Raw genomic sequence first — 25,849 nt, 5'->3', positions numbered from 1 at the left:
GATGACCTCAAAGGGCGCGGGCCCGGCCTTGCCGCCGGGTTTCCGCGCCCTTTTGCTCGACGAGGTGGGCTCCACCAACGCGGTCGCCCTGGAGCAGGCGGAAGCCGGCGAGGCAGGCGGCCTCTGGGTGGTGGCCGGCCGGCAGGTCTCTGGCCGCGGCCGGCAGGGCCGACCGTGGACGTCGGAGGTCGGCAACCTCTACTCCACGCTTCTCCTCCGCGATCCGGCGCCCGCCGCGCGGCTCGGCGAATTGCCGCTGGTGGTGGCGGTCGCGGTTCACGACGCGATCGCCGACGTGCTGCCGCCGCCCGCGCGCGGCCCGCTCCGGATCAAGTGGCCGAACGACGTGCTCCACGACGGGGCGAAGATGTGCGGCATCCTGATCGAGGGCGTCGCCGGCCCGTCCGGGCGGGCGGTCGCCATCGGCATCGGCATCAACTGCGCCCACCATCCGCTGGATGCCGGCTATGCGGCCACGGATCTTCGCGCGCTCGGCCACCCGACGGAACCGCTCGTGCTGTTTGAACGGCTGGCCCTCCGGATGGCACACCGCCTCGCCGCCTGGCAGGGCGGTGACTTCGGGCCGATCCGCGAGGCGTGGCTCGCCCGCGCGCGCGGCGTCGGCGAGGCCATCCGCGTGCGGCTGCCTGCTGAAACGCTGACCGGCCGGTTCGAGGGGCTCGACGACAGCGGCCGCCTGCTCCTGCGGCTCGACACGGGCGCGCTGAAGGTGATCTCCGCCGGCGACGTGTTCTTCGGCCCCGCAGAGGCGTTGGGAGCGACCTGATGGCCCTGCTCGTCACCGGTTTCGAGGCGTTCGGCGGAAGTGCCGTCAATCCGGCGGATATCCTGGTCCGGCGGCTCGCGGCCGCCCCACCGGCGGGCGTTTTCACGCTCCTCCTGCCGGTGGAGTACGAACAGGCCGCCGCGCGGCTCCTCGCCGAGGTCGAGCGGATCGACCCTTCGGCCGTCCTGATGTTCGGCCTTGCGGGCGACACCCAGTATCTCCGGCTGGAGCGGTTCGGCCGCAACCGCTGCACCAGTGCGGCACCGGATAACGCCGGGATCCGGCGCGTCGGCCTCGACGCGGTCGAGGATGCGCCGGAGACGCTGGAGACCGGCTTCGACCTTGCGGCGCTCCGCGACGATCTGGCGCCGATCGTGCCGGGCATCGTGATCTCGGACGACGCGGGCGGCTATGTCTGCAACGACCTCTACTACCGCGTTCTCCTCGGTCTTTCGGCGCGCCGCCCCACCGTTCCGGCGCTCTTCGTCCACGTGCCCTGGGTGCACCGGCCGCTGACCCTCGAGGGTTATGAAGAAACGCCCGCCGCCGCCCACGAGCGGATCGGACGCGCGGTCGTGGCGGCGGTCGAGGCTCGGCTTGCGTCCGCGGATGCGGACGTTGACGGGGTTTCGGCCTGACCGGACCGGCGGTTTGCCCTGTGACGGCTCACAACCGCCGCTCCGGATCCGCTTCCTGTGGAACCGGCCGTCCGATTCCGCTAGGGTCGCCTCAACGGGGCGGGAGCCGCCCATCTGCCACGGTGGCCTTCGCTTGCCACCTCACCCACCAGGAATGACCCGCCGCCTCTTCGGGCGCGGCGGCTATGGTCGTTCGGAACGCGGTCATCGGACCGCAGGAGTATCTGCATTGAGAAAACCTAAGGCCGACCGCATCGAGGACTTCGTCTTTCTTCCCCTCGGCGGTGTCGGCGAAATCGGGATGAACCTCGCCCTCTACGGCATCGGCCCGGAGGACGCCCGCAAGTGGCTGATGGTGGACTGCGGCGTCTCGTTCGCCGGACCGGACCTGCCGGGCGTCGATTTGATCCTGCCGGACATCCGCTTCGTCGAGAAGGTGCGCAAGGATCTGGTCGGGATCCTGATCACCCACGCCCATGAGGACCACTACGGCGCCCTCTACGACCTCTGGCCGCGGCTGGAGGTGCCCGTGTTCATGTCGCCTTTCGCGGCGGCTCTCCACGCCGCCAAGCGGGAGATGGAGCCGGGCGCGCCGAAGATCCCCACCACGGTGCTGCAGCAGGGCGAGCGGCGGTCCATCGGACCGTTCGACATCGAACTGATCGCCGTGTCCCATTCGCTGCCGGAGCCGAACGCGGTGCTGTTCCGCACGCCGTTCGGCAACGTGCTCCACACGGGCGACTGGAAGATCGATCCGGAGCCGGGCGTCGGCAAGCCGATCGACATGACGCGCTTCGGCGAGATCGCCCGCGAGGGCGTCGAAGCCATGATCTGCGACAGCACCAACGCGCCGCGCGAAGGCCGCAGCCCGTCCGAGGCGGACGTCGCAAAGGGCATGGCGGAGGTTATCGGCAAGGCCACGAAGCGCGTGGCGGTGACGATCTTCGCCTCCAACGTGGCGCGCATCCGCTCGGTCGCCCAGGCGGCCGCGGCCAACGATCGGGACGTGGTGATTCTCGGCCGGGCGATCCGGCGCGTGGTGGACGTGGCGACCGAACTCGGCATGCTCGACGGCCTGCCGCCCTTCCGCGACGAGGAAGCCTACGGCTACCTGCCGCCGGACAAGGTGGTGGCGCTGATCACCGGCAGCCAGGGCGAACCGCGGGCCGCGCTCTCCAAGATCGCCTTCGACGAGCACCGCAACGTGGCCTTCTCGGCCGGCGACACGGTGATCTTCTCGTCCCGCACCATCCCGGGCAACGAGAAGGCCGTGGGGGCGATCCAGAACGCGCTGGTCACCCAGGGCGTCAAGATCGTCACCGACAAGGACGCCATGGTGCACACGTCCGGCCATCCGCGCCGCGACGAAATGGCCGAGCTCTACCGGCTGATCAAGCCCAAAGTCGCTGTTCCCGTCCACGGCGAGGCGGTCCATCTTGCGGCGCACGCGGAACTGGCCCGGTCCGTGGGCGTGCCGAAGGTGGTGATCACGAAGAACGGTGCCATGCTGCGCCTTCTGCCCGGCGACGAGCCGACGGTGATCGAGCACACGCCGGTCGGCATCCAGGTGAAGGACGGGTCGCTGATCCGCGCGCCGGAGGTATCCGGCGTTGTGGAGCGGCGGAAGATCTCCTTCGCCGGCGCGGTCGCCATCTCGGTGGTGATGGACGACCGGGGCGATCTGGTGGGTGACTTCGCGGTCTCCCTGTTCGGCCTGCCGCACGTGGACGAGCGGGACACACCGTTCCGGGACGTGATCGCCGGGGTCGTGGAGGGCACGATTGAGTCCATTCCCCGCCAGCGGCGGCGGGACGACGAGATGGTGGCGGAGGCGATCCGCCGGTCGGTGCGGTCGGTCGTCAACGAGCGGTGGGGCAAGAAGCCCATCTGCGACGTGACCGTGCTGCGGGTCTGAGACGCCGGAGCGGCCATACGCCCTCCGGCCCTGAACAAGGAACGGAGGGCGAAACGATGATCGGACGGCTCAACCATGTGGCCATCGCGGTGCCGGATCTGGAGGCCGCGGCGGCCACCTATCGGCAGGTGCTCGGCGCCAACGTGCTGCCGCCTCAGGCGGAGCCGGACCACGGCGTGACGGTGGTCTTCATCGAACTGCCGAACACCAAGATCGAGCTTCTGGAGCCGCTCGGCGAGGCCTCGCCCATCAAGGCCTTCCTGGAGAAGAACCCGTCCGGCGGCATCCATCACGTCTGCTACGAGGTGGACGACATCCTGGCCGCCCGCGACCACCTGAAGTCCACCGGCGCCCGCGTGCTCGGCACCGGTGAGCCGAAGATCGGCGCCCACGGCAAGCCGGTGCTCTTCCTCCACCCGAAGGACTTCAACGGCACCTTGGTGGAGCTGGAGCAGGCCTGATCGCCCGTTTGGGGCCTGGGTCGGCCGGCGGCCGCATCTGCCCACGGCGTGACCAGATTGCACATTCGGTGATGGCATTCGAAGCCCGCCCGCAGTAGAAGACGGCCCATTGAGGTTCGCCACGGATCGGAGGCTTCGCTCACCGATGGAAGTCCTGTCCACCATCGCCGACGTGCGCCGTCGGCTCGAACCGCACCGCCGATCCGGCCGCACCATCGGCCTGGTGCCCACCATGGGCTACCTGCACGTCGGCCACCTGGAACTCGTCCGCCGCGCCCGCGCGGCGAACGACGTGGTGGTGACGACCATCTTCGTGAACCCGCTGCAGTTCGCCCCCACCGAGGACTTCGCCCGCTACCCGCGCGACATGGAGCGCGACCAGGCGATGCTGCGCGCCGGCGACGTGGACTTCCTGTTCGCCCCGTCTGTGGAGGAGATGTACCCGCAGCCGCTGGAGACCGCCGTCGACCTCCACCATCTGGGCTCGATCCTGGAAGGCGAGCGGCGGCCCGGCCATTTCCGCGGCGTCGCCACCGTGGTCGCCAAGCTCTTCAACATCGCCCAGCCGACCCGCGCCTATTTCGGCGAGAAGGACTACCAGCAGCTCGCCGTGATCCGCCGGATGGTCGCCGATCTCTCCATGCCGGTGGACGTAGTGGGCGTGCCGACCGTGCGCGAGAGCGACGGCCTCGCCTGCTCGTCGCGGAATGTCTATCTCGGCGAGGCGGAGCGCGCGGCCGCGCCGGTGCTGTCGCGCGTGCTCGCCGAGGCGGAGCAGCGCGTCGCCAAGGGCCAGCGCGACTTCGTTCGCCTGCGCACCCACCTGGAGACGATGCTGACGCGCGAGCCGCTGGCCGACCCGGATCTGGTGGAGATCCGCGACGCCGCCACCCTCAACGAGGCGCGGCCGGACAGCGAGGCCGTGGTGGTCCTTCTCGCCGTCCGGATCGGCCGCACGCGCCTCCTCGACCAGCGCGTCATTCCGCTGCCCCAGCCGTTGCCGTCAGGGCAGGCGGACTGAAGGAACAGACCCATGAGTGCACCTGTCCGCTCCCGGCGCACGAGCGTCGCCGATATCCGAGCCCTCAAGGGGGTGCGGCCCATCGTGTCGCTCACCGCCTACACGGCGCCCATGGCGCAGCTCCTCGACCCGCACGTGGATTTCCTCCTGGTCGGCGACAGCCTCGGCATGGTGGTCTACGGGTTCGAGACGACCTTGCCGGTCACCGTGGAGATGATGATCGCGCACGGCGGCGCGGTGGTGCGCGGTTCCAACCGGTCGCTCGTCATCGTCGACCTGCCGTTCGGCTCCTACCAGGCGAGCCGGGAGGATGCCTTCCGCACCGCTTCGCGCATCCTGTCGGAGACCGGCGCCCAGGGCGTGAAGCTTGAGGGCGGCGAGGAGATGGCCGAAACCATCAGCTTCCTCACCGAGCGCGGCGTCCCGGTGCTTGCCCACGTGGGGCTGACACCGCAGCTCGTCAACAGCTTCGGCGGCTACAAGACCCAAGGCCGCAGCGAAGCCGAAGCCCGCAAGGTGCGGGCGGACGCCGCCGCCGTGGCGGAGGCGGGCGCTTTCGCCTTCGTGCTGGAAGGCACGCTGGAGCCACTGGCGCGCGAGATCACCGCCGCCTCTCCCGTCCCGGTGATCGGGATCGGTGCCTCGCCGGAGTGCGACGGTCAGATTCTCGTGTCCGAGGACATGCTGGGTCTTTTCAACGAGTTCATCCCGCGCCACGTGAAGCGGTATGCCAACCTTGGCGCCAGCGTCGGCGAAGCGGCCGCCGCCTATGCGGCCGACGTCAAGGCGCGGGTGTTTCCGGGGTTGGAGAACACGTTCCAGCCAAAGCGGGGGGCTTGACCATGACCATCGGCGGGATCGGCATCGGCAGCGCGATCGCCATCTTCTTCGTGATCTGGTGGACGGTGCTGTTCGTGGTGCTGCCGTTCGGCGTGCGCTCGCAGCAGGAGGAAGGCGTCACCGTGCCGGGTTCGGACCCCGGCGCGCCGGCCCAGTCGCTGATGCGGCGCAAGCTGCTTTGGACGACCGCGCTCGCGGTCGTCGGGTTCGCGCTCTTCGTCGGCATCATGAATTCGGGCCTGACCCTCGACATGCTGCCGGGCCCGAAGCCCACCCACGTGGGCGGCTGACGGGCATCGGCCTGCCGCGGGGGAGCGCCGTCGCGCGCCCCCGGGCCCGGCGCTCAGGCGCCGCGGGCGTAGACGATCTGGCGAACGTCGATGGTGCCGGACCGGAAGCCGGCCTCGCAATAGTGTAGGTAGTATTCCCAAAGCCGCTTGAAGCGGGCATCGAAGCCGAGCGGCTCCAGGCTCGGCCAGGAGGCCCAGAACCGGTCGCGCCAGAGCGATAGGGTGCGGGCGTAGTCGCGCCCGAACACGGTCTCGCTCGTCTTCGAGAGGCCCTCCTGGCGGGAAACGCGGTCGAGGGCGGCGGGGCAGGGGAGCATGCCGCCGGGGAAGACGTAGCGCTGGATGAAGTCGGGCGTCGCCCGATATTTCTCGAAGAAGCGGTCCTGGATGGTGATCACCTGCAGGCCGGCCGCGCCGCCAGGCTTCAGTCGGTCGCGCAAGGTCTGGAAGTAGGTCGGCCAGTACTTCTCGCCGACGGCCTCGAACATTTCGATCGAGGCGATCCGGTCGTAGCAGCCGGCCTCCTCCCGATAGTCCTGGAAGCGGATGTCCACCTTGTCGGCGAGACCGGCCTTGAACATGCGCTCGCGGGCGAAATCATACTGTTCGCGCGAGATCGTGAGCCCGACGACTTTGCAGCCGATCTCCTTGGCGGCGAATTCGGCGAACCCGCCCCAGCCGCAGCCGATCTCCAGCACGTCATGGCCGGTCTCCATGCCGGTGGTCCGGGCGAGATGACGATACTTCTCGTTCTGCGCTGCCGGCAAGTCCTCGTCACCGGACGGAAACAGGCCGGACGAATAGGTCATCGTCTGGTCGAGCCACTTGGCGTAGAAGCTGTTGCCGAGGTCGTAGTGCGCGGAGATGTTCTTCTTGGCGCGCTTCGGCGTGTTCTCGTTGAGCCAGTGCCGCAGCTTCAGGAAGAGGCGAACGGCCGGGCTGTGGGCGAGATTGTCCTCGAAGACATGGTGGTTGTGGCAGAACAGCTCGAGAAAGGCGGTGACGTCCGGGCTCGACCATTCGCCCGCCATGTAGCTCTCTGCTACGCCCATGTCGGCGGATGTAATGACACGGCGGATGAAGCGGTAGTCGTGGATGACGAGGTGCGCGTCCGGTCCGGGCTCGCGTCCCGCCACGCGGACCGTGCGTCCGTCCGGCAGGGTCACGGTGAGGGCGCCGTAGCGCAGCGCGCGGACCATGTAGAGGCTCCGCCGCACCAGGGCGGGCAGGTCGGTCAACACGCTGGCCTCGTTGGAAGCGGTCAGCTCGATCGGGTGGTAGGCACTCGGACTGGTCATCGTCACTGTCCATCGGTTCAACAGCGGCGGGCGGGTCGGCCTGATCCGATCCACCGAGGCGGATCAAGAGGAGAGGCGCCGGCTGGCATCCATCATGACAACGGGGGCGGCGGCCGGAAAGGGCCGCCAACGGGTTCGGCCAAGGCGGGTCAGGCTGCGGCCTGTTCGGGCGTGCGCTCCCGCCCGGCCGGCTCGCCGTCGTCGCGGTAGCTGACCGGCGGTGGCGGAACGCCACGGCTGAAATAGGGGGCACCCTTCAGCCACAGGCGGACGGCTTCCAGATGAATGCCGGCCACCACCTTCAGCGTATGAAACGGCATGGCGAGGAAGGTGCCGACGAGCGCGCGCGTGGTGAGGGCGCGACGCTCCCCGACGAAGGTTGCCGAAAGCGTGGGTCCGTCCCGATCCGTTTCCAGGATGCGCAGGCGCACCCCGTCGCCGGGCGGCAGCACACGGAAATGGTAGCGCTGCTCCATTGGCATGAAGGGCGAGACGTAGAAGCGCTTGTTCCGTGCCTGTCGGATGCCGGCGGGGCTGAGATCGCCCGGCTCCACCGCCGCCACATAGGTGTGTGCCTCGCCGAAGGTGTTGCGCACCTCGTAGACGAGCGCCGTGGTCCGCCCGTCCCGGTCGAGGCAGAAGTAGACGGATATGGGGTTGAACACGAAGCTGAGCACGCGCGGATAGCAAAGAAGCAGCACCCGGTCAGGCCGCAGGATGCCGTCGGCGGCCAGCAACCCGTCCACATAGGGCCGCAGCGGGCTGCCGTCCCGCGGGCCGTGGTCCGACTCGTGGAACCCGAAAAGGTTGAAGCGCCCGATCGAGAAGAGCGGCGACAGCCGGTCGGCGTCGTCGAGCCGGTCGAGATCGACCAGCAGGTTGGCGACCGCGTATTCGAACCGGTGGCCGAGCGGCTTCAGGCGCGCGTGCATCACCGTCCCGCGGTAGAGAACGGCCGGTTGGTCCGGCGGTGCACCGTTGGCGTCGAGTCGGGTCGGAACCGAAAGACGGGTCATTCCGCCGCCTCCAGGAGGGCCGGCACGGTCTCGGGCTTTGCGGCGCGCCAGGGCACGACCCCGCCGAGGGCCTCCGCGACGGCGAGCCCCGAACTGAGGCCGTCCTCGTGGAAGCCGTATCCCGTCCAGGCGCCGCAGAACCAGGTGCGGTTGTCCCCCTGCAGGGCGGGAAGGCGCCGCTGCGCCGCGATCGCCGCCGCGTCGAACTGGGGATGATCGTATTCGAACCTGCCGAACACCAGCCGATCGTCCGGCGGAACGTCGGGGTTCAGCGTCACGAACACGGGCTTGGTCGGGTCCAGGTTCTGCAGCTTGTTCATCCAGTAGGACACCGCCACCGGCCCCTTCGCGTCGCGCCCTTCGCTTCTGAGATAGTTCCACGACGACCAGACGGCCCGCCGCCGCGGCATGAGGGCGAGATCCCTGTGAAGATAGACCTGGTTCGGCAGATAGCGCACGTCGGAAAGCAGCGCGCGCTCCTCCGCGGTCGGCTCCGCCAGCATGGCGAGGGTCTGGTCCGTGTGGGCGGCGAACACCACCTGGTCGAAGCGATCCACCTCGCCCGAGGCGGTGCGTACCTCCACGTGATCGGCCGTGCGCGCGACCGACACGACGGGATCGCCGAGGCGGACGCGGCCGGCGGCGAGAAGCGGGGCGAGCAGCTTCGACACATAGGTGCGGCTGCCGCCGCGAACGGTGCGCCAGATCGGCCGGTCGAGGTTGATCAGCCGATGGTTGATGAAGAAGCGCGCGAAACTCGCCGCCGGGAAGTCCAGCAGTTCGGCGTCCGGGGTAGACCAGATCGCTGCGCCCATGGGCACGAGATAGTCGCGGATGAAGGCCCGGCCGAACCGGGCCCGTTGCAGGTAGGCGCCAAGCGACAGGCCGGCCATCCGGCCGTTCTCCAGGTCGGCGGCGCAGCAGCGGTTGAACCGGACGATCTCCCGCAGCATCCAGAGGAATTGCGGGCTGGCGAGGTTGCGTTTCTGGGCGAAGATGGTGCCAAGGGAGGTGCCGGCCCACTCCAGACGCCCGTTGTCGATGGAGACGCCGAAGCTCATGTCGCTCGCCTCCGTCTCCACCTCCAGATGACGGAAGAGGGCGACGAGGTTGGGGTAGTTCAGCTCGTTGTAGACGATGAAGCCGGTGTCGACCGCCATCCGGGTCCCGTCGTAGTCGATATCGACGGTGGCGGAATGGCCGCCGGTGCGATCGCGCTTTTCGTAGAGAATCACATCATGGGTTGCCGACAAGGCGAAGGCGCAGGCATTTCCGGAAATCCCGGAGCCGATCACGGCGATACGCATGAAGATGTTCCCTGGTGAAGCGATGGTGTCGATTTTTATCGTTGGCCTGGTGCTTTATGCCGCTGTCTTGACCCGTCCGAAAGTGGCGAGCGCGCGATCGCGCGCCGTCGCGTGGTCGACGATCGGGTCGGGATAGGTCTGCCGGTGCCGGCCCTCGGCAGTCCAGGGGCGGTGGATCACCTGCCGGGGGAGGTCGGCAAGTTCCGGCACCCAGCGTCGCACGTAGGCGCCGTCCGGGTCGAACTTCTCGCCCTGCAGGACCGGGTTGAAGACGCGGAAGAAGGGCGCGGCGTCTGCGCCGGATCCGGCGACCCACTGCCAGCCGCTGGCGTTGCTGGCGGGATCGGAGTCCACCAGGGTGTCCCAGAACCAATCCTCGCCGGCGCGCCAGTCCACCAGCAGGTGCTTGATCAGGAAGCTCGCCACGATCATCCGCACGCGGTTGTGCATGAAGCCGGTGGCCCACAGCTGGCGCATGCCCGCATCGACGATCGGGTAGCCGGTGCGCCCGCGCTGCCAGGCCCGCAGATCGGCCGCGCTGTCCTCGCGCCAGGCGAAGGCGTTGAACCGGCTCTGATAGTTGCGCTCGGCAAGCGCCGGGAAGTGGAACAGGAGGTGGTAGGAGAATTCCCGCCAGCCGAGCTCGGTCACGAATTTCGTGACGTTCGCCGCACGGGCGCGTCCCTCGTCCTCGCGCATGCGGGCCGCGGCCAGCACCGTGCCGACGCTGATCTCCCCGTGCCGAAGGTGCGGCGACAGCATGGAGACGGCGTCGGCGGCCGGCTCGTCCCGGTGCGCGGCGTAGCGGGCAAGGCCATGGTCGAGAAACCGCGTCAGCCGCGCATGGGCGCCGGCCTCGCCGGGTGTCCAGGTCTCGCGAAGGCCGCCGGCCCAGTCGGGCGCGGTCGGCAGGAGGGCGAGGTCGCCGAGCGGGACGCCGACCGGGAGATCCTGCGGCCCCGGCGTCAGGCGGGCCGGCGGCAGCGGCGGCGGCCGCTCGTCCAGCACCGGACGGCAGGCCTTCCAGAACGGCGTGAAGACCTTGAAATGATCGCCGGAGCGGGGCTTGACGGTCCAGGGCTCGACCAAGAGCGTGCCGTTGTGGCTTTCAACCGCGACGCCCCGCTCGCGAAGCGCCGCCTTGAGGCGGGTGTCCGTGTCGCGCCCGGGGCCGTCGTACCGCCGGTTCCAGTGGACCGACACGGCACCGACGGCCGCAAGGAGTTTAGGCAGCGCGGCTGCTACAGGGCCGCGGCCGAACACGAGCGGCACGCCCGCCGCCTGAAGCGAGGCCTGGAGCGCCGCGAGGCTGTGGTGGAGCCACCACCGGAAGGCGCCACCGGGCCCGCGCCGCCCCGCCGTTTCGTCCAGCACATAGACGGCCACCATGGGCCGTCGCTCGGCGGCGGCAGCGGAAACGGCGGGATTGTCGGCGAGGCGCAAGTCATCCCGGAACCAGACCACCACGGTTTCGTCGGCTCGATGGCTCCCCCGCTCCATCCGCACGTCTCTCCCATTCCGAACCACGCGCGACGCCTGGCTGTCGCCTGCGTTGCATCTGCCTCTCACTACGGCCGCTTCTCCGCCTCGGATCAGGCTTTGGCGGAACCGGAGCGCGGTTGGCGATTTCGTGATCGGGTGGTCGGCCGGTGTCGGGTTCCGTCGGTCGGTCGGTCGCGGACGGGACTTGCCCGCCGACGGCCCGCCCAGCATAGTCGTCCGACCTGCGTCGCGCGGGAGAGACCGGCCGTCCGAGCCGGCGCCCAAGGAGCAACCGCCCCGGAAACTCTGAGGCAAACGGACCGCGCGGCGTGCATCAAATCTGGAGAGTTGGGCGCCCCTCGGGGCGCTCCGCCGAAGGGCTAACGGCCTCAGGCGCAAGGGACAGATGGGGCAGGCCAGGACCGGGCGCGAAGGCGCGCCGGTCTTTCACTGTTGGAGACGTCCTGTCGATGAATGCTGTCGCCCAGCCTTTTCAACCCGCTTCCCTGCTGATGCCCGCCGGCGAGGCGCCGGTCGCCTTCAGCGACCTCTTCAAGATCGGCATCGGCCCCTCGTCCTCGCACACCATCGGCCCGATGCGGGCCGCGAACAGCTTCGTCGCGGGGCTCAAAGACCAACTCGACACCGTCGAGCGATTGACGGCCACGGCCTTCGGCTCGCTCGCCTGGACCGGCAAGGGGCACGCCACCGACAAGGCCATGATCCTCGGCCTCGCCGGTCTGCGGCCGGACAGCCTGGACCCGGACGAGGCGGAGACGCGCCTGGCGACCATCCGCGGCGAGGCACGGCTGACGATCGCGGACGGCCGCACGATCGGCTTCGATCCCGACCGGGACGTGGTGTTCGATTGCAACCAGGTGTTCGACCGGCACCCGAACGCCATGCGGTTCCAGGCGCTCGACGGCGCCGGCCGGGTGGTGGCCTCTGAGGTCTGGTTCTCCGTCGGCGGCGGCTTCGTGGTGCGCGACGGCGACGAGGCGGGGGAGGGCGGCCTCGTCCAGGTGCCGCACCCCTACCGGGTGGCGGACGAACTACTCTCCGTCGCGGAAGCCGCAGGGCTCAGCATCGCGGCGCTGACCCTGGAGAACGAGGCGGCGCGCCGCCCGCGCGAGGCGGTGATCGCCGACATCGACCGGGTGGCGGACACCATGTTCGCCTGCATCGAGCGCGGCCTTGCGCAGGAGGGCGAACTTGCCGGCGGCCTGAAGGTGCGTCGGCGGGCAAAGCGCATCTTCGAGCGGCTGCAGGACCGTCGCGCCACCAACGATCGGCCGCCGCACGCCGCCATGGACTACGTCTCCGTCTTCGCCATCGCGGTGAACGAGGAGAATGCCGCCGGCGGCCGAGTGGTGACCGCGCCGACCAACGGCGCGGCCGGCGTGGTGCCGGCGGTGCTTCGCTACTACCGTGACTTCTGCCCGGACGCCGACCGGGACGGCATCCGCACATTCTTCCTCGCCGCCGCGGCCATCGGCGGCCTCATCAAGCGTAACGCCTCCATCTCGGGCGCCGAAGTCGGTTGCCAGGGGGAGGTGGGCTCGGCAGCGGCCATGGCGGCGGCCGGCCTCTGCGCCGCGCTCGGCGGCACCAACGCGCAAGTGGAGAACGCCGCCGAGATCGCCATCGAGCACCATCTCGGCATGACCTGCGACCCGGTGGGCGGGCTGGTGCAGATCCCTTGCATCGAGCGCAACGCCTTCGGCGCAATCAAGGCGATCAACGCCGCATCTCTCGCCCTTCACGGCGACGGCGAGCACATCGTCTCGCTCGACACGGTGATCGAGACCATGCGCCAGACCGGCCTCGACATGCAGTCGAAGTACAAGGAGACGAGCCTCGGCGGCCTCGCGGTGAACGTCACCGCCTGCTGAGAGGCGGTCGGCGTCACGCCGTGCGGTGGAGGACGCGCCGGACCGCCGACAGGGCGGTCTGGAGGTTCTTCTCGAAGATCTGCCGCTTGGTCCGGGAGATCATCAGCACCGGCATGTAGACCAGGTAGCTGAGGAAGAGGAGCCCGAGGAACTCCACCACGCCGACGGTGGTGTGGAGGCTCTGCTGAGCGACGAGCAGGATCGCCGCGGCGGCGAGCGTCGCGCCCATGTGGGGGAGGGCGGCGCGCACGAAATCCCGCGTGCGGATCGGGCCGATGCGGCCGACCAGCAGCCAGGCGCCCGGCAGGCGGACCAGATAGTCGCCGATGAAGAACGCCATGGCGACGCCGATCGCGCCCCAGTAGAGACCGGCCAGGATGGACGCCACCGCCACGGTGCTCTCCAGGACACCCATCTTGAAGAGGTCGCCGCCCCGGCCCTGGCTGAACAGCAGCCAGCCCATGGTGGCAGTCATCACCTGATGGAGGGCGCAGAGGCCGAGCCACTGGAAGATCGGCGCCGCCGCGACCCACTGCGGGCCGAGGAGGACACGGAACAGGTCCTCGGCGAAAATCACCACCAGGAGGATGCCCGGCTGGGTCACCGTCAGCATCAGCGTGACGACTTCCAGGTAGGCGTTCCGGTAGCGCTCGCCGTTGCTGATGAGGCGGGAGAGGAGCGGCACGATCACCCGGCCGAGCGGCGCGTTCACCTGGTTGAGCGGCAGGAGGAGAAGCTTGTAGGCCCGGTCGTAGAGACCGAGGACCTCCTGACCGTGCAGCTTGCCGATCAGGATCTTGTCCACGTTCTGCGAGAGGTAGATCAGGATGGCGCTGCCCGAGATGCCGGCACCGAGCCCCATGATCTCCTTGAAGGCGCCCTCGAAGGACGGCCTGGACGGGAACCAGCGCGACGCGATCCAGATGCCGCTGACGTTGATGAGCGCGATCACCAGCATGTGGACGTAGAGCGCCCAATAGGTCTCGTAGACATAGGCGACCCACGCGGCGACCGCGAAGCCGACAGTCGCCGCCGTGATGTCGATGATCGAGATGGTCATGAACTGCATGCGCCGCGCCAGGATGGCGGCCGGCTGCGCCTGCAGGGTCCACAGGACCAGAAGACCCGCGAAGGCGATCGTGATCTCCACGATGCGCTGATCGCCGTAGAAGTCGGCCAACAGCGGCGCCGCGAGCGCAAGGGAGCCCGCCAGAACGAAGCTGGCCGACAGGGTGACGAAGAAGAGGGCGCTGATCTGGGCGCGCGTCACCGTGGGGCGCTGCACCACGGCCTGGCCGATCCCGAGATCCTGAACCATCGCCACCAGGGCAACGGCCGGTGCCACCATGCCGAGGAGGCCGAAGTCCGACGGCGTCAGCAGGCGGGCGAGAACGATACCGGAGAGAAAGCCGAGGCCGAGGCGCCAAGCCTGGGCAATCCCGGTGATCAGGACGCCCTTCGTGGCGTGCGACCGACCGGTGTTCCGAGGATCGAATTCTCCAGCGCTCATCGTCCTCGACATCCCGGCCGTTTCTTTCCCTCAGACTTCCAACACACCTCCGTTAATGGATTGCAACCCCGATGTACATCTCGCATGCGCGAGAGCGTTAATTGCAGTGCGGCAGGCGCCGCACCGTCCGTGCGTGGACCCGCGTCAAGACTTACCGGCAGTGGTCAGCACCGTGAATCCCGCCTTCTGAAAGATCGCGGCTGCCGCTGTCCCGGTCAGATAGCGGGCGAAGTCTTCGGCCGCGGCAGACGTCGCCGCGCTCGTCACCGCCATCGGATAGACGATCGGCGTGTGGCTCTCCGCCGGGAAGGTGCCGACGATCGTGACGCTTGTCTCCGCGGCCGCGTCGGTCCGGTAGACGATGCCGAGCGGTGTCTCGCCACGGGCGACGAACTGGAGGGCGGCGCGCACATTCTCCGCCTCGGCGAGAGACCCGGCGACGGTGTCCCATACGCCGAGGAACGCCAGGGCGGACTTGGCGTACTTGCCGGCCGGAACGGTATCCACGGCCCCGATCGCCAGCCGACCGCCGCCGAGGGCGCCCTTCAGGTCGAACCCCTTCTCCACCGTGAGGCTGACCGGTTCGTCCTTCGGGGCGACGATCACGATGGCGTTGCCCAGAAGGTCGGTGCGGGTTTCCGGCTTGATGAGGCTCCGCTCGGCCACGTAGGACATCCAGTCCTGGTCGGCGGAGATGAAAATGTCCGCCGGAGCCCCTTGCTCGATCTGCTTGGCGAGGGCGGGACTGGCCGCGTAGGAGACGACCGCCGTGTTGCCCGTGTCCGCCTTGTAGGTGACGGCGATCTCGTCGAGAGCGGTCTTCAGGCTTGCGGCGGCGAAGACCGTGACCTTTTCGGCCCCAACGGCGACTGGCGACGCGGCGATGGTCACGAAGGCGGCGAACGCGACCGTCAACGGCATGAGGGAGCTTCGGAACGAGCTGTGCATGGGATCTCCTGGTCGGATGCGTGGCTATATCCCTTTGGATATAGCGAGCATCGCCTGTCGCCCGGGTGAATTCAAGGGCCTTCCCGTGCGTCCGGTGTCCGCGACAGGGGTGTCTGTATCCATCCGGATCGGGCTAGTCCCGATTTCGAAACCGGGGTCCGGCCCGGTAGGGTCTGTTCGACCGTGGGCAGACCGGAGGCGATCAGGTTCCATGCGCCTCACCTTGCACTCGAACTATGCCGTCCGCATGCTGATGTACTGCGCCCTCCATCCGGAGGACCCGGTGCCCGTGTCGTCCGTGGCGGCTGCCTACTCCATATCCGAGCACCACCTGGCGAAGATCGCCCAGACGCTCGCGCGGTTCGGCTTCGTCGAGACCCACCGGGGCCGCAGCGGCGGCGTCTCGCTGGCGCGCCGTCCGGATCACATCTCCATCGGTGCAGTGCTGCGGGCGACCGAGCACGAGCCGGTGGCGGAATGCTTCGCCGAAGATCGAAACACCTGCCCGATCGCGCCTGAGTGCCGCCTGAGACCGGCCTTGGCGGCTGCCATGGAGGCCTTCTTCGGTGTCCTCGACCGCGTCACCCTTGCCGACCTGGTGGCGGAACCGCAGGGCCTGACCGCGCTGCTCGGTATCAAAGAGACGGCCGACTGCCGCTGATCGCACCGTTCCTGAGAGGGCGGCACAGGCGATCTCGGCATGGTCAGTCGGTCGGCGTCCTGTCGGGCGGGCCTGCGGCCACAGCGCGTTCCGGCCCGTGGATCCCGATGCGGCGCTGCAGCGTTCGGCTCCGGAGGAGGGGTCCACGGATGGCGGGCTCTTCCCTCCACGGCCTGCGACCGCTATGACGTCAGTGGGCAGACGCGTCCACGCCGTCTCGGGACGACAGCGGAATGGCCACGGAAGTCGAGCGCAAGTTTCTCGTATCGGCGGATACCTGGCGGAGCCGGGTGATCCGCGCGCACCACCTCAGCGACTACCTGATCGCCGCCTTCTCGGCTGGGAAGGTGCGACTCCGATCCTGTAACGGCGAGCATTCCCTGACGCTTAAGGGCCGGAGAGTGGGCGTCAGTCGGAGCGAATACGTGCTGCCGGTGACCGCCGAGGACGCGGAGGCAATGATCGCTGAGTTCGCGGTGGGGCCGCCCATCGAGAAGATCCGTCACGACGTGACCGTGGGCGATCTCCTTTGGCAGGTGGACGAATATGTCGGCCCGCTTGCCGGTCTCGTCACCGCCGACGTGGAGTTGCCGAGCCTTGCCCACCCGCTGACCGTTCCGGTCTGGGCCGGCGTCGAGATCACCGGGGATCCGCGCTACGCGTCCGGCCACCTGGCCCAACTGGTGTTCGACGGCGCGCGCTGGACCGGCTGATCCGTCCATCCGTTGATCCGGGAGGATCAGGCGGCCGTGCGCAGGTCCGCCCGGCAGGCGGCCAGCATGGCGTAGTCCGACGCATACTTCTCCGCCACGAACGCCCGCACCGCGTCGGTCACGAAAGCCTCCGCCGTGATGACGGCCCCCTCCGCCTGCAGCCGGCGGAGATCGGCGGCCGGGACGTCGGTGAGAATCCTGTCGGACGGTCCCTCGCCGGTGCGGGAGGCGTTGATCTTGCGTCCGAACCAGGTATGCGCCGCCTCCGGGCCGATGAGGGCGGCCATGCCGGCCTCCAGATCGCCGATCGCGACCGGCGCCGTGTAGACCATCGGCCAGAGATGCGCCTTCTGCGGCCACAGGTGACAGTCGAGCTTGGCAAAGTCGTTGCCGGCATAGCGCATGAAGTCGTCGAAGGTCGCCTGCTCGAAGGAAAGGCCGGTCAGGGCTTCGTAGTTGCGGCGGATGTCGTCGGCGCCGGAGACGTCGATGAACTTGTTGGTGTAGACGGACACGAACCGGGCGACCGGATCCCGGTGCACGAAGACCGAGGCGTCGTAGACGGGATCGGCCGCCAGCGCCTTCGGCGTCACGGCGAAGTAGCGCATGTTGCCGTTGATGTTGTAGCGATCCTTCGGCTCCCGCCCGAGCGCCGCGTTCGCCACATAGGCGGGGTGAAGGTCTCGGTTGATCATCATCTTGAACGCCGTGCAGGCATTCTTGCGGATATAGGCGTAGAGGATCTTCCGACCGTCGATCTCGATCCGGTAGTGGGTGGTCGGGCACCGATATTCGCCCGGCTCGAAGGTCGGCGTGTAGGTCATGGTCGACGATCCTTTCGCTCCGGCCCCGCGCGCCCCCGCACGGTCCTGCAAACCGCGATGGACGCGGCATCCGAAACCGTTTCAAACTATGTTTAAGCGCCGCTTAACGGCGGCCGATCCACCATCCCGCTCCGTGTGGACGAACGCGTCGTAGCGGATCCGCCGCGGCTAAAACATTGTTTTCGTTATGTTCCCATATGCCGTTCCGGGCGCACAAAGGCGCCCGGTTTATTTGTCGGCTAGGCTAGGCTGATGGATCCCTCCCTCAACCCTCTCAGCTGCACCCGCTGGTGCCGCCGCACGTGTCGCACTTCAGGCATGTGCCATTGCGGACCATGGTGAAGTTTCCGCATTCCGAGCAGGCTTCGCCCTCGTAGCCCTTCATGCGGGCTTCCTGGATCTTGGTGGCGTAGTCCTTCTGCGGGGCGGCCTGGGCGACGCCGACGGTGACCGTGGCGGTCGTGGCTGGGTCGGCGTCGAGGTCGCGCTTGAAGGCGGTGGCGGCACCGCCGGCGGCGAAGGCAGTGACGGCGCTGCCGCTGCGGGCGGCCGCGAAGACGGCGCCGCCGGTGGCACTGGCCGTCGCGGTGGCGCCGGGGGCGGCGGCACCCTTCGGGTCGGGCGTGCCGGTGAACACCTTCAGCTGGGTCGGCCGGCCGCGGACGAGGCCGTGGCTGACGATGCCTTCCGCCGCCTTCTCCTCGCGCACGCCGCCACCGAGGCCGGTGTTGCCGGCGTCCTGCGGCACCACGTGGGCGAGGTCGTGCCGGCCGAGGTAGCTGACGGCGAGCTCGCGGAACACGTAGTCCAGGATGGACGTGGCGTTCTTGATGGCGTCGTTGCCCTGCACCATGCCGGCCGGCTCGAAGCGCGTGAAGGTGAAGGCCTCCACATACTCCTCCAGCGGAACGCCGTATTGCAGGCCGAGCGAGATGGCGATGGCGAAGTTGTTCATCATGGCCCGGAAGGCGGCGCCTTCCTTGTGCATGTCGATGAAGATCTCGCCGAGCCGCCCGTCGTTGTACTCGCCGGTGCGGATGTAGACCTTGTGGCCGCCGACGATCGCCTTCTGGGTGTAGCCCTTGCGCCGGTCGGGCATCTTCTCGCGGGCACGGACGTGGCGCTCCACGATCCGCTCCACGATGCGCTCGGCGGCAGCGGCGGCGCGGGCGGCAATCGCCTTCTCGGCGACGATCGCCTCCACGGCGTCCTCAGCGTCCTCGTCGTCATCGGCCAGGAGCTGGCTGTTGAGCGGCTGGGAGAGCTTGGAGCCGTCGCGGTAGAGGGCGTTCGCCTTGAGGGCGAGCCGCCAGGAGAGCATGTAGGCCTCCTTGCAGTCGTCCACCGTGGCGTCGTTCGGCATGTTGATGGTCTTGGAGATGGCGCCCGAGATGAAGGGCTGCGCCGCGGCCATCATGTGGATGTGGCTCTTCACCGACAGGTAGCGCTTGCCGGTGCGCCCGCACGGGTTGGCGCAGTCGAACACCGCGTAGTGCTCGGTCTTCAGGAAGGGCGCGCCTTCCAGGGTCATCGCCCCGCACACGTGGGTGTTGGCCGCCTCGATCTCGGCCTTGGAATAGCCGAGGTGGGTGAGGAGGTCGAAGGACGGGTCGGCCATCTGGGCGTCGGTGACGCCGAGCGCCTTCATCTCCGCGTCGCCGAGGGTCCAGCGGTTGAACACGAACTTGATGTCGAACGCAGACTTCACCGCGCCCGCCAGCTTCTCGATGGCCGTGTCGGAAAGGCCCTTGGTGCGGAGCGCGCCCGGGTGGACGTGCGGCGCCTGGGCGATGGAGCCGTGGCCGACCGCGTAGGCCTCGATCTCGGCGATCTGGCTCTCCGCGTAGCCGAGAGCGCGCAGCGCCTCCGGCACGGCGCGGTTGATGATCTTGAAGTAGCCGCCGCCGGCCAGCTTCTTGAACTTCACGAGCGCGAAGTCGGGCTCGATGCCAGTGGTGTCGCAGTCCATGACGAGGCCGATGGTGCCCGTCGGGGCGATCACCGAGACCTGCGCGTTGCGATAGCCGTGCGCCTCGCCGAGCGAGAGCGCGCGGTCCCACGCCGCCTTGGCGGCATCGACGAGGCGCTTGTCGCGGACGGCGCCGTGGTCGAGCGGCACCGGCGGCGTGTGCAGCTTCTCGTAGCCATCCTTCAGGCCGTGCGCCGCCCGGCGGTGGTTGCGGATCACCCGGAGCATCGGATCGGCGTTCGCCGCATAGCCCGGGAAGGGCCCGAGTTCCTTGGCCATCTCGGCGGAAGTGGCGTAGGAGACGCCGGTCATGATGGCCGTGATGGCGCCGCAGATGGCCCGGCCTTCCGCGCTATCATAGGGAATGCCCGACGACATCAGAAGGCCGCCGATGTTGGCGTAGCCGAGGCCGAGGGTGCGGAACTCGTAGGAGAGGCGCGCGATCTCCTTGGACGGGAACTGCGCCATCAGGACGGAGATTTCCAGCACCACGGTCCACAGCCGGCAGCCGTGCTCGAACGCGTCGATGTCGAACGAGCGGTCTGCGCGCACGAACTGCAGCAGGTTCAGCGAGGCGAGATTGCAGGCCGTGTCGTCCAGGAACATGTATTCCGAGCACGGATTGGACGCGCGGATCTCGCCGGAGGCCGGGCAGGTGTGCCAGTCGTTGATGGTGGTGTGGTACTGGATGCCCGGGTCGGCCGAAGCCCAGGCGGCGTGGCCGATCTGCTCCCAGAGGTCGCGGGACTTCAGGGTCTTCACGGTCCGGCCGTCCTTGCGGGCGGTCAGGTTCCAGGAGCCGTCGGTCTCCACCGCGCGCAGGAAGTCGTCGGTGACGCGCACGGAGTTGTTGGAGTTCTGGCCCGAGACGGTGAGGTAGGCCTCCGAATCCCAGTCGGTGTCGAACACCGGGAATTCGATGGAGGTGTAGCCCTGGCGGGCGAACTGGATCACCCGACGGATGTAGTTCTCCGGCACCATGGCCTTCTTGGCGGCGCGCACCTCGCGCTTGAGGCCGAGGTTCTTCGCCGGGTCCAGCCGGTCCTCCACGGGGAGGTCCGCCGCCGCGGCGATCGCCTGCATGATGGCGGTCAGGTGCTTGGAGCAGACCTTGGAGCCGGTGACGAGGGCGGCGACCTTCTGCTCCTCCTTCACCTTCCAGTTGATGTACTGCTCGATGTCCGGATGGTCGATGTCGACCACCACCATCTTGGCCGCGCGGCGCGTGGTGCCGCCCGACTTGATGGCGCCAGCCGCCCGGTCGCCGATCTTCAGGAAGGACATGAGGCCCGACGACTTGCCGCCGCCGGAGAGCTTCTCGCCCTCGCCGCGCAGCTTGGAGAAGTTGGAGCCGGTACCGGAGCCGTACTTGAAGAGGCGCGCCTCGCGCACCCAGAGATCCATGATGCCGTTGTCGTTGACGAGATCGTCCTCGACCGACTGGATGAAGCAGGCGTGCGGCTGCGGATGCTCGTAGGCCGAGGCCGAGCGCACGAGTTCGCCGGACTTCGGGTCGACGTAGTAGTGGCCCTGGGACGGACCATCGATGCCGTAGGCCCAGTGCAGGCCGGTGTTGAACCACTGCGGCGAATTCGGCGCCACCTTCTGGGTGGCCAGCATGTAGCGGATCTCGTCATAGAAGGCGGACGCGGCCGCCTCGTCGTCGAAATAGCCGCCCTTCCAGCCCCAGTAGGTCCAGGTGCCGGCCAGCCGGTCGAACACCTGCCGGGCGTCGCTCTCGCCGCCGAAGCGCGCCGCCTCCGGCATCTTGGCGAGGGCCTTGGCGTCGGCCTCCTTGCGCCAGAGGAAAGACGGAACGTCGTTCTCCTCCACGCTCTTCAAGACCGCCGGCACGCCCGCCTTGCGGAAGTACTTCTGGGCCAGGATGTCGGACGCGACCTGGCTGAACTGGGCCGGGACCTGGATGTCGGCCGCCCGGAACACCACCGAGCCGTCCGGATTGCGGATCTCGCTGGTCGCGGACCGGAATTCGATCTCCGCGTAGGGGGACTGACCATCCTTGGTGAAACGCCGCTCGATCCGCATCGTCGAATGTCCCTTGGTACTTCGCATCATTGACCGACGGCGACCCTGACCCGGGCGAGCCCGCCAGCCCCCGATCGTTAAAGACAGGTTGTCCGCCATTCCCGCAAGGCCCTGGACATTCGCCTCATGTGGGGCGTCAGCCACCGCATATGGTGTCACAGGAGCGTCACGAGCCGCTACATCTAGACTGCACACCGAGTCTCGTTAAAGACTCGTTTCCAGGCTCCGGTGCCTTTTCCCCAAGTCCGTCACCTTATCCACGCCCGTTTGGGACGCCGGCGATCGGATGGGTCGAACCCGCATCGAACCCTTGACCGGTGTTGTTTTGCCGCCGAACCGATTCGCGGCGCGCAAACCGGGCGGCGACGGTCGCTCGGACCGGCCAGGCCCGCCTGGAATGAAGAAAGCCTAAGGCGAGTCTCTTGATCGCGTCAAGCTCTAGGGGCTCGGCGGCACATCACATACTAGATATTGGGGTGAGAGGCGGAATCAACGCCCGTGTCGGGCCGATCCGCCGCATTTTAGGCGAATCCGACCCGGCTCGTTCAAGCCTGCTTAGGGTCCCGGGCCTAGTGTCCTGAAGGATCGGCCCGAGCCGTTGATTGCGCGCAACAGGTGTGAGGCAACCCGCGTCGGGGCCGTTCCGTTCCGATCGACGCATCCATGCCTACCTGGCCGGGCAGGCTCGTTTCCCATGCGAGGCGTGCATGACCCACCATTCCGCCTTCGGGCTCGATCTCGACGCTCTCGATGTGGTCATCATCGACGAGTCCAAGCCCATGCAGGGGCTCCTGCGGTCCATGCTGGCGCACCTGCGGCCGCGGCGGATCCAGGTGTTCGACACGCCGCAGAAGGCGCTCGACGCCATGCTGCACGAGCCGCCCAACCTGATCCTCACCGACTGGATGCGCCGGCCGCTGTCCGGCAGCCAGTTCCTGCGCACCATCCGCGACCGGCACATGCAGCCCCTCTGCTTCACGCCGGTGATCGTGGTCACCGCCCACGCCACCCGCGCCACCGTGGAGCGGGCCATGAAGGCCGGGGTGCACATGGTGCTGGTGAAGCCGGTGGCGCCGGCGCTCCTTGCCGAACGGGTCCGCCACATCACCACCGACGGCCGCCGGTTCGAGCTCTCCGCCGACGGCACGCACTTCGAGATCGAGGGCGTCCAGGCCAAGATCGCCGCCCAGCAGGCGCGGGCGAAGGCGCTGAACCAGGTCCGCTCCGTCCGCGCCGCCAAGGCGGAGGTCGACGTCCCGCTCGAGTTGGAATCCGTGCCGGCAAAGCCGCGCAAGTGGGTGCTGGCGACGGCGGTCGACGCCCCCGCCACACCGCCGCAGCGCAACCGGCGCGACGTGCGCACCGACGGCTTCGCCCGCCCCCGCCAGTCCTGACGACCCGCCGCGCGTGGCGGTCGCCGGGCCTCGGACGACCCCGCCGCCGGTGCCGGCCGGGTGGGGCAAGCCGCCGGTTTTCGGCTCTGCTGCGTTGCGACGGTTTCGCTGGACATCGGCCCGACCCCTCGCCATAGTCCCGCCGAGTCCGGACGAGCGAACCCCATGTCAATCAAGACCACGCTTCTCGAGATCTTCACCTGGTGGAACGGCCAGACCGTCGGCACCCGCTTCTTCACCTGGCGCAAGGGTGAGCGCGTGGGCGAGGACCAGTTCGGCAACATCTACTACCAGGAGCGGGGCGGAAAGCGCCGCTGGGTCATCTACAACGGCGAGGCCGAGGCGTCGTCCATCCCGCCGGGCTGGCATGGCTGGATGCACCACCGCACCGACGTGCCGCCGCCGAAGGAGGCCTACGTGGCCCACGCCTGGGAACAGCCGCACGTGCCGAACATGACGGGCACGGCGGGGGCCTATCGTCCGCACGGATCAATCCTCACGCCAGAGGCCCGGCCCCGCGTCACCGGCGACTACGACGCCTGGACGCCCGGCAGCTGACGGGCCAGCGAAGCGCGGCCTGGCCCTTGCCGCCGCGCCTGATCACCCTGCTTCAATCCGACGGGACGGTTCGCCGTCCCGTTTTCGCGTCCTCCTCCCACACCGCTCGGAGCGCTTCGGCTGTCGGGCGCCGCTGAAAGATCCGTCATGGCTCCCCGCTCCCTCATCATCGACACGGATCCCGGCCAGGACGACGCGGTCGCCATCATGCTGGCGCTCGGCCGGCCCGACGCGGTGGAGGTGCTCGGGCTGACGGCGGTCGCCGGCAACGTGCCGCTCCACCTCACCGTGCCCAACTGCCTGAGGCTCCTGGAGCTTGCCGGCCGGACGGACGTTCCCGTGTTCGCCGGTGCCGCGGCGCCGCTGGTGGTGCCGCTCGTCACCGCCGAACACGTGCACGGCGCGACCGGCCTCGACGGCTGGGACTTTCCGGACCCTGTAACCCCCGTGCGCCCGGAGTTCGCCCCCGACTGGATCGTCGAGGCCGTGATGAGCCGGCCGCCGAAGACCGTCACCCTGGTGCCCCTCGGGCCGCTCACCAACATCGCCCTCGCGCTTGCCAAGGAGCCGCGCCTCGCGCAGCGGCTGGAGCGCATCGTGCTGATGGGCGGCGCCTCGATCGAGGGCGGCAACATCACGCCGACCGCCGAGTTCAACATCTTCGTCGATCCGCATGCGGCCGCTCGGGTTTTCCGCTCCGGCGCGGAGATCGTCGTGCTCTCCCTCGACGCCACCCATCAGGCGCAGATCACCCGCCCGTGGCTCGACGTGATGCGGGCGCTCGACAGCAAGGTCGGCGTCGCCTTCGAGGGGCTTCTCAGCTTCTACGAGCGCTTCGACACGGAAAAGTACGGCACCGAAGGCGGGCCGCTGCACGACCCGATGACGGTCGCCTGGATCCTCGCGCCCGAGCTCTTCGAGGGCCTGCACCTCAACGTGGAGGTGGAAACGACGCCAGGCCTCTGCTTCGGCCAGACGGTGGTGGACCGCTGGAAGGTGACCGACCGCCGGCCGAACGCCACCTGGATCACCAAGCTCGATTCGCCGAAGGTGTTCGACCTCATCCTGGACGCCTTCCGCCGGCTCGCCTGACCCGTGGCGTGGCCGCCGGACCCGCCCCATGGCGGCCGCGGCGGCCATGGTCGTCGAAGTGCCGCATTCGTCGACGACTTCAGCTTTTCAAGCCGCCGGCCGGATGCTACGGACCCGGCGGACGAACCTTCGTCGCGAGCGCATCGGGCGGTTCCGCCGGAACCGGTCCGCGCTTGGACGTGAGACGCCACGGGCTGCCTGTCGATGACCTTCATGCGTACCTGCCTCGGCCTCCTGGCGCTCGGCGCACCGCTCGCCGCGAGTCCCGCCTTCGCCGACAAGATGGCCAACCCCGTCGCGGTGTTCACCGGGCTCGACAAGATCACCGGGCGCATCATCACCTTCGATGTCTACGTGGACGAGACGGTGCAGTTCGGCGCGCTCCGCGTGACCCCGCGCGTCTGCTACACCCGCCCGCCCACCGAGGCGGCGCAGACGGACGCCTTCGTGGAGGTGGACGAGATCACCCTCAACGACGAGATCAAGCGGATCTTCTCCGGCTGGATGTTCGCCGCGAGCCCCGGCCTCAACGCCGTGGAACACCCGGTCTACGACATCTGGCTCAACGACTGCCGCCAGGACAGCGACATCCGCCCGCCGTCGAGCCCCGACCAGGTGAGCGCCGCCGAGGCCAACCCGACGCCGCTGGAGATGATCGACGGCCTCCCCGTCCCCCGTCCCAAGCCCCCGATCCCCGCGTCCGCGATCGGCGAGCCGGAGCTCGACATCCCCGAAGACGGCGAGGCGATCCCGCCGGGCGAAATCCTGGACTGAGGGGAGTTGACAGAGCTTCGGCGGGATGCGGCAAGGTGGAAGACCGTGGCGCGTGATCGCCGCCTATTGTCCTCGTGGGAGAAGGCCCATCCGAACCTGACCGTCATCCCGGCGAAAGCCGGGATCCAACCGACCGCATGGGCTTCGGCACCGTCGCGGGTGTTGCCTCAGACGGTTGGGCCCCGGCGTTCGCCGGGGTGACGCCTTGGGTCGAAGCGAAGTGCGCGCTCGTCGCGCTGATGCCTGCCATCATCGTCATGGTCCGCGAAGGCGAACCGCCCACGCTTTTCCGGTTGTCGGGGAGATGCGTGGATGGTCCGGCTGAACCGGACCATGACGATGGGGGGTAGGGAGGGGGATCGCGTGGGCCGGTGCCGTTCTCCACCGCACCCGGTTTCCCTTCTTATGGCCCG

Annotated in this window: 22 protein-coding genes and 1 riboswitch; of the genes, 14 read left to right on the top strand and 8 right to left on the bottom strand. The window is 68.6% G+C overall.

Translation table 11 applies throughout. The features are described from left to right. The first annotated feature begins 1 nt into the window (after position 1). The 7 genes from BUQ68_RS04095 (at position 2) to BUQ68_RS04065 (ending at position 5,952) form a co-directional block, all read left to right on the top strand. A complete protein-coding gene (locus BUQ68_RS04095; protein ID WP_075214786.1) occupies positions 2-787 on the top strand; it encodes a biotin--[acetyl-CoA-carboxylase] ligase in 786 nt (261 codons plus the stop codon). Continuing rightward, the gene (locus tag BUQ68_RS04090) at positions 787-1,425 is read left to right on the top strand and encodes a pyroglutamyl-peptidase I (protein ID WP_075214647.1); all 639 of its coding nucleotides are present in this window, start codon (positions 787-789) and stop codon (positions 1,423-1,425) included. Before BUQ68_RS04095 ends, BUQ68_RS04090 begins: the two co-directional genes overlap by 1 nt. A 301-nt stretch (positions 1,426-1,726) precedes the next feature. Further along, positions 1,727-3,340, top strand: coding sequence for a ribonuclease J (locus BUQ68_RS04085; protein ID WP_075214785.1), 1,614 nt, complete (start codon positions 1,727-1,729; stop codon positions 3,338-3,340). Positions 3,341-3,396: 56 nt separating this feature from the next. Beyond that, positions 3,397-3,801: a methylmalonyl-CoA epimerase gene (gene mce / locus BUQ68_RS04080; protein ID WP_075214646.1), complete on the top strand. Its 405-nt coding sequence runs from the start codon at positions 3,397-3,399 to the stop codon at positions 3,799-3,801. Positions 3,802-3,946: 145 nt separating this feature from the next. Next, the gene (panC, locus tag BUQ68_RS04075; protein WP_075214645.1) at positions 3,947-4,822 is read left to right on the top strand and encodes a pantoate--beta-alanine ligase; all 876 of its coding nucleotides are present in this window, start codon (positions 3,947-3,949) and stop codon (positions 4,820-4,822) included. Positions 4,823-4,834: 12 nt separating this feature from the next. Beyond that, a complete protein-coding gene (gene panB, locus BUQ68_RS04070; protein WP_075214644.1) occupies positions 4,835-5,662 on the top strand; it encodes a 3-methyl-2-oxobutanoate hydroxymethyltransferase in 828 nt (275 codons plus the stop codon). 2 nt (positions 5,663-5,664) lie between these two features. Continuing rightward, a complete protein-coding gene (locus BUQ68_RS04065; protein ID WP_075214643.1) occupies positions 5,665-5,952 on the top strand; it encodes a DUF1467 family protein in 288 nt (95 codons plus the stop codon). Between the two features lie 53 nt (positions 5,953-6,005). Here BUQ68_RS04065 and BUQ68_RS04060 read toward each other — a convergent pair whose 3' ends face one another. From BUQ68_RS04060 to BUQ68_RS04045, 4 genes are all read right to left on the bottom strand, one after another. After that, complete coding sequence (locus BUQ68_RS04060; protein ID WP_075214642.1) at positions 6,006-7,250, bottom strand: SAM-dependent methyltransferase; 1,245 nt, start codon at positions 7,248-7,250, stop codon at positions 6,006-6,008. Positions 7,251-7,399: 149 nt separating this feature from the next. After that, positions 7,400-8,266, bottom strand: coding sequence for a DUF1365 domain-containing protein (locus BUQ68_RS04055; RefSeq protein ID WP_075214641.1), 867 nt, complete (start codon positions 8,264-8,266; stop codon positions 7,400-7,402). Continuing rightward, positions 8,263-9,573, bottom strand: coding sequence for an NAD(P)/FAD-dependent oxidoreductase (locus BUQ68_RS04050; protein WP_075214640.1), 1,311 nt, complete (start codon positions 9,571-9,573; stop codon positions 8,263-8,265). Before BUQ68_RS04050 ends, BUQ68_RS04055 begins: the two co-directional genes overlap by 4 nt. A 54-nt stretch (positions 9,574-9,627) precedes the next feature. After that, positions 9,628-11,073 (bottom strand): cryptochrome/photolyase family protein, encoded by a 1,446-nt coding sequence (locus tag BUQ68_RS04045; RefSeq protein ID WP_075214639.1) that lies wholly within the window; start codon positions 11,071-11,073, stop codon positions 9,628-9,630. Between the two features lie 224 nt (positions 11,074-11,297). Beyond that, positions 11,298-11,388, top strand: a riboswitch (glycine riboswitch). Between the two features lie 179 nt (positions 11,389-11,567). On the opposite strand from BUQ68_RS04045, the gene BUQ68_RS04040 reads away from it, so the two are divergent. Next, positions 11,568-12,947: an L-serine ammonia-lyase gene (locus BUQ68_RS04040; RefSeq protein WP_075214784.1), complete on the top strand. Its 1,380-nt coding sequence runs from the start codon at positions 11,568-11,570 to the stop codon at positions 12,945-12,947. A 13-nt stretch (positions 12,948-12,960) separates the two neighbouring features. Here the strand turns inward: BUQ68_RS04040 and BUQ68_RS04035 are convergent, their stop codons facing one another. Both BUQ68_RS04035 and modA read right to left on the bottom strand, forming a co-directional pair. Beyond that, entirely contained in the window at positions 12,961-14,457 is a 1,497-nt protein-coding gene (locus BUQ68_RS04035) for a lipopolysaccharide biosynthesis protein (RefSeq protein ID WP_075214638.1), read from the bottom strand. Between the two features lie 144 nt (positions 14,458-14,601). Continuing rightward, complete coding sequence (modA, locus tag BUQ68_RS04030) at positions 14,602-15,405, bottom strand: molybdate ABC transporter substrate-binding protein (protein ID WP_083656255.1); 804 nt, start codon at positions 15,403-15,405, stop codon at positions 14,602-14,604. Between the two features lie 211 nt (positions 15,406-15,616). Here modA and BUQ68_RS04025 point away from each other — a divergent pair, with 211 nt between their 5' ends. Both BUQ68_RS04025 and BUQ68_RS04020 read left to right on the top strand, forming a co-directional pair. Then, complete coding sequence (locus BUQ68_RS04025; RefSeq protein WP_075214637.1) at positions 15,617-16,066, top strand: RrF2 family transcriptional regulator; 450 nt, start codon at positions 15,617-15,619, stop codon at positions 16,064-16,066. A 233-nt stretch (positions 16,067-16,299) separates the two neighbouring features. Next, positions 16,300-16,779 carry a CYTH domain-containing protein gene (locus BUQ68_RS04020; protein ID WP_075214636.1) on the top strand — a complete coding sequence of 160 codons (480 nt, stop codon included), beginning with the start codon at positions 16,300-16,302 and terminating at the stop codon, positions 16,777-16,779. Between the two features lie 26 nt (positions 16,780-16,805). On the opposite strand, the gene BUQ68_RS04015 is transcribed toward BUQ68_RS04020, so the two are convergent. Then, positions 16,806-17,603: a sulfotransferase family 2 domain-containing protein gene (locus BUQ68_RS04015; protein ID WP_075214635.1), complete on the bottom strand. Its 798-nt coding sequence runs from the start codon at positions 17,601-17,603 to the stop codon at positions 16,806-16,808. A 274-nt stretch (positions 17,604-17,877) separates the two neighbouring features. Beyond that, positions 17,878-21,618: a vitamin B12-dependent ribonucleotide reductase gene (locus BUQ68_RS04010; protein WP_083656254.1), complete on the bottom strand. Its 3,741-nt coding sequence runs from the start codon at positions 21,616-21,618 to the stop codon at positions 17,878-17,880. Positions 21,619-22,325: 707 nt separating this feature from the next. On the opposite strand from BUQ68_RS04010, the gene BUQ68_RS04005 reads away from it, so the two are divergent. From BUQ68_RS04005 to BUQ68_RS03990, 4 genes are all read left to right on the top strand, one after another. After that, positions 22,326-23,012: a response regulator gene (locus BUQ68_RS04005; RefSeq protein ID WP_075214633.1), complete on the top strand. Its 687-nt coding sequence runs from the start codon at positions 22,326-22,328 to the stop codon at positions 23,010-23,012. Positions 23,013-23,177: 165 nt separating this feature from the next. After that, the gene (locus BUQ68_RS04000) at positions 23,178-23,570 is read left to right on the top strand and encodes an NADH:ubiquinone oxidoreductase subunit NDUFA12 (RefSeq protein WP_075214632.1); all 393 of its coding nucleotides are present in this window, start codon (positions 23,178-23,180) and stop codon (positions 23,568-23,570) included. Between the two features lie 147 nt (positions 23,571-23,717). Beyond that, a complete protein-coding gene (locus BUQ68_RS03995) occupies positions 23,718-24,662 on the top strand; it encodes a nucleoside hydrolase (RefSeq protein ID WP_075214631.1) in 945 nt (314 codons plus the stop codon). Between the two features lie 213 nt (positions 24,663-24,875). Continuing rightward, positions 24,876-25,436 (top strand): DUF2155 domain-containing protein, encoded by a 561-nt coding sequence (locus BUQ68_RS03990; protein WP_245293153.1) that lies wholly within the window; start codon positions 24,876-24,878, stop codon positions 25,434-25,436. Positions 25,437-25,849: the final 413 nt, after the last annotated feature.

The sequence above is a fragment of the Mongoliimonas terrestris genome (assembly GCF_001927285.1).
GTDB classification, from domain to species: domain Bacteria; phylum Pseudomonadota; class Alphaproteobacteria; order Rhizobiales; family Pleomorphomonadaceae; genus Chthonobacter; species Chthonobacter terrestris.
This window is presented reverse-complemented; position numbering and strand designations above follow the sequence as displayed.

Bases quoted from the DNA above. Each gene is read 5' to 3' on its own strand.
- BUQ68_RS04095 (WP_075214786.1), top strand. From the start codon at position 2: ATGACCTCAAAGGGCGCGGGCCCGGCCTTGCCGCCGGGTTTCCGCGCC.
- BUQ68_RS04090 (WP_075214647.1), top strand. From the start codon at position 787: ATGGCCCTGCTCGTCACCGGTTTCGAGGCGTTCGGCGGAAGTGCCGTC.
- BUQ68_RS04085 (WP_075214785.1), top strand. From the start codon at position 1,727: ATGAACCTCGCCCTCTACGGCATCGGCCCGGAGGACGCCCGCAAGTGG.
- mce (WP_075214646.1), top strand. From the start codon at position 3,397: ATGATCGGACGGCTCAACCATGTGGCCATCGCGGTGCCGGATCTGGAG.
- panC (WP_075214645.1), top strand. From the start codon at position 3,947: ATGGAAGTCCTGTCCACCATCGCCGACGTGCGCCGTCGGCTCGAACCG.
- panB (WP_075214644.1), top strand. From the start codon at position 4,835: ATGAGTGCACCTGTCCGCTCCCGGCGCACGAGCGTCGCCGATATCCGA.
- BUQ68_RS04065 (WP_075214643.1), top strand. From the start codon at position 5,665: ATGACCATCGGCGGGATCGGCATCGGCAGCGCGATCGCCATCTTCTTC.
- BUQ68_RS04060 (WP_075214642.1), bottom strand. From the start codon at position 7,250: ATGACCAGTCCGAGTGCCTACCACCCGATCGAGCTGACCGCTTCCAAC.
- BUQ68_RS04055 (WP_075214641.1), bottom strand. From the start codon at position 8,266: ATGACCCGTCTTTCGGTTCCGACCCGACTCGACGCCAACGGTGCACCG.
- BUQ68_RS04050 (WP_075214640.1), bottom strand. From the start codon at position 9,573: ATGCGTATCGCCGTGATCGGCTCCGGGATTTCCGGAAATGCCTGCGCC.
- BUQ68_RS04045 (WP_075214639.1), bottom strand. From the start codon at position 11,073: ATGGAGCGGGGGAGCCATCGAGCCGACGAAACCGTGGTGGTCTGGTTC.
- BUQ68_RS04040 (WP_075214784.1), top strand. From the start codon at position 11,568: ATGCCCGCCGGCGAGGCGCCGGTCGCCTTCAGCGACCTCTTCAAGATC.
- BUQ68_RS04035 (WP_075214638.1), bottom strand. From the start codon at position 14,457: ATGAGCGCTGGAGAATTCGATCCTCGGAACACCGGTCGGTCGCACGCC.
- modA (WP_083656255.1), bottom strand. From the start codon at position 15,405: ATGCACAGCTCGTTCCGAAGCTCCCTCATGCCGTTGACGGTCGCGTTC.
- BUQ68_RS04025 (WP_075214637.1), top strand. From the start codon at position 15,617: ATGCGCCTCACCTTGCACTCGAACTATGCCGTCCGCATGCTGATGTAC.
- BUQ68_RS04020 (WP_075214636.1), top strand. From the start codon at position 16,300: ATGGCCACGGAAGTCGAGCGCAAGTTTCTCGTATCGGCGGATACCTGG.
- BUQ68_RS04015 (WP_075214635.1), bottom strand. From the start codon at position 17,603: ATGACCTACACGCCGACCTTCGAGCCGGGCGAATATCGGTGCCCGACC.
- BUQ68_RS04010 (WP_083656254.1), bottom strand. From the start codon at position 21,618: ATGCGGATCGAGCGGCGTTTCACCAAGGATGGTCAGTCCCCCTACGCG.
- BUQ68_RS04005 (WP_075214633.1), top strand. From the start codon at position 22,326: ATGACCCACCATTCCGCCTTCGGGCTCGATCTCGACGCTCTCGATGTG.
- BUQ68_RS04000 (WP_075214632.1), top strand. From the start codon at position 23,178: ATGTCAATCAAGACCACGCTTCTCGAGATCTTCACCTGGTGGAACGGC.
- BUQ68_RS03995 (WP_075214631.1), top strand. From the start codon at position 23,718: ATGGCTCCCCGCTCCCTCATCATCGACACGGATCCCGGCCAGGACGAC.
- BUQ68_RS03990 (WP_245293153.1), top strand. From the start codon at position 24,876: ATGCGTACCTGCCTCGGCCTCCTGGCGCTCGGCGCACCGCTCGCCGCG.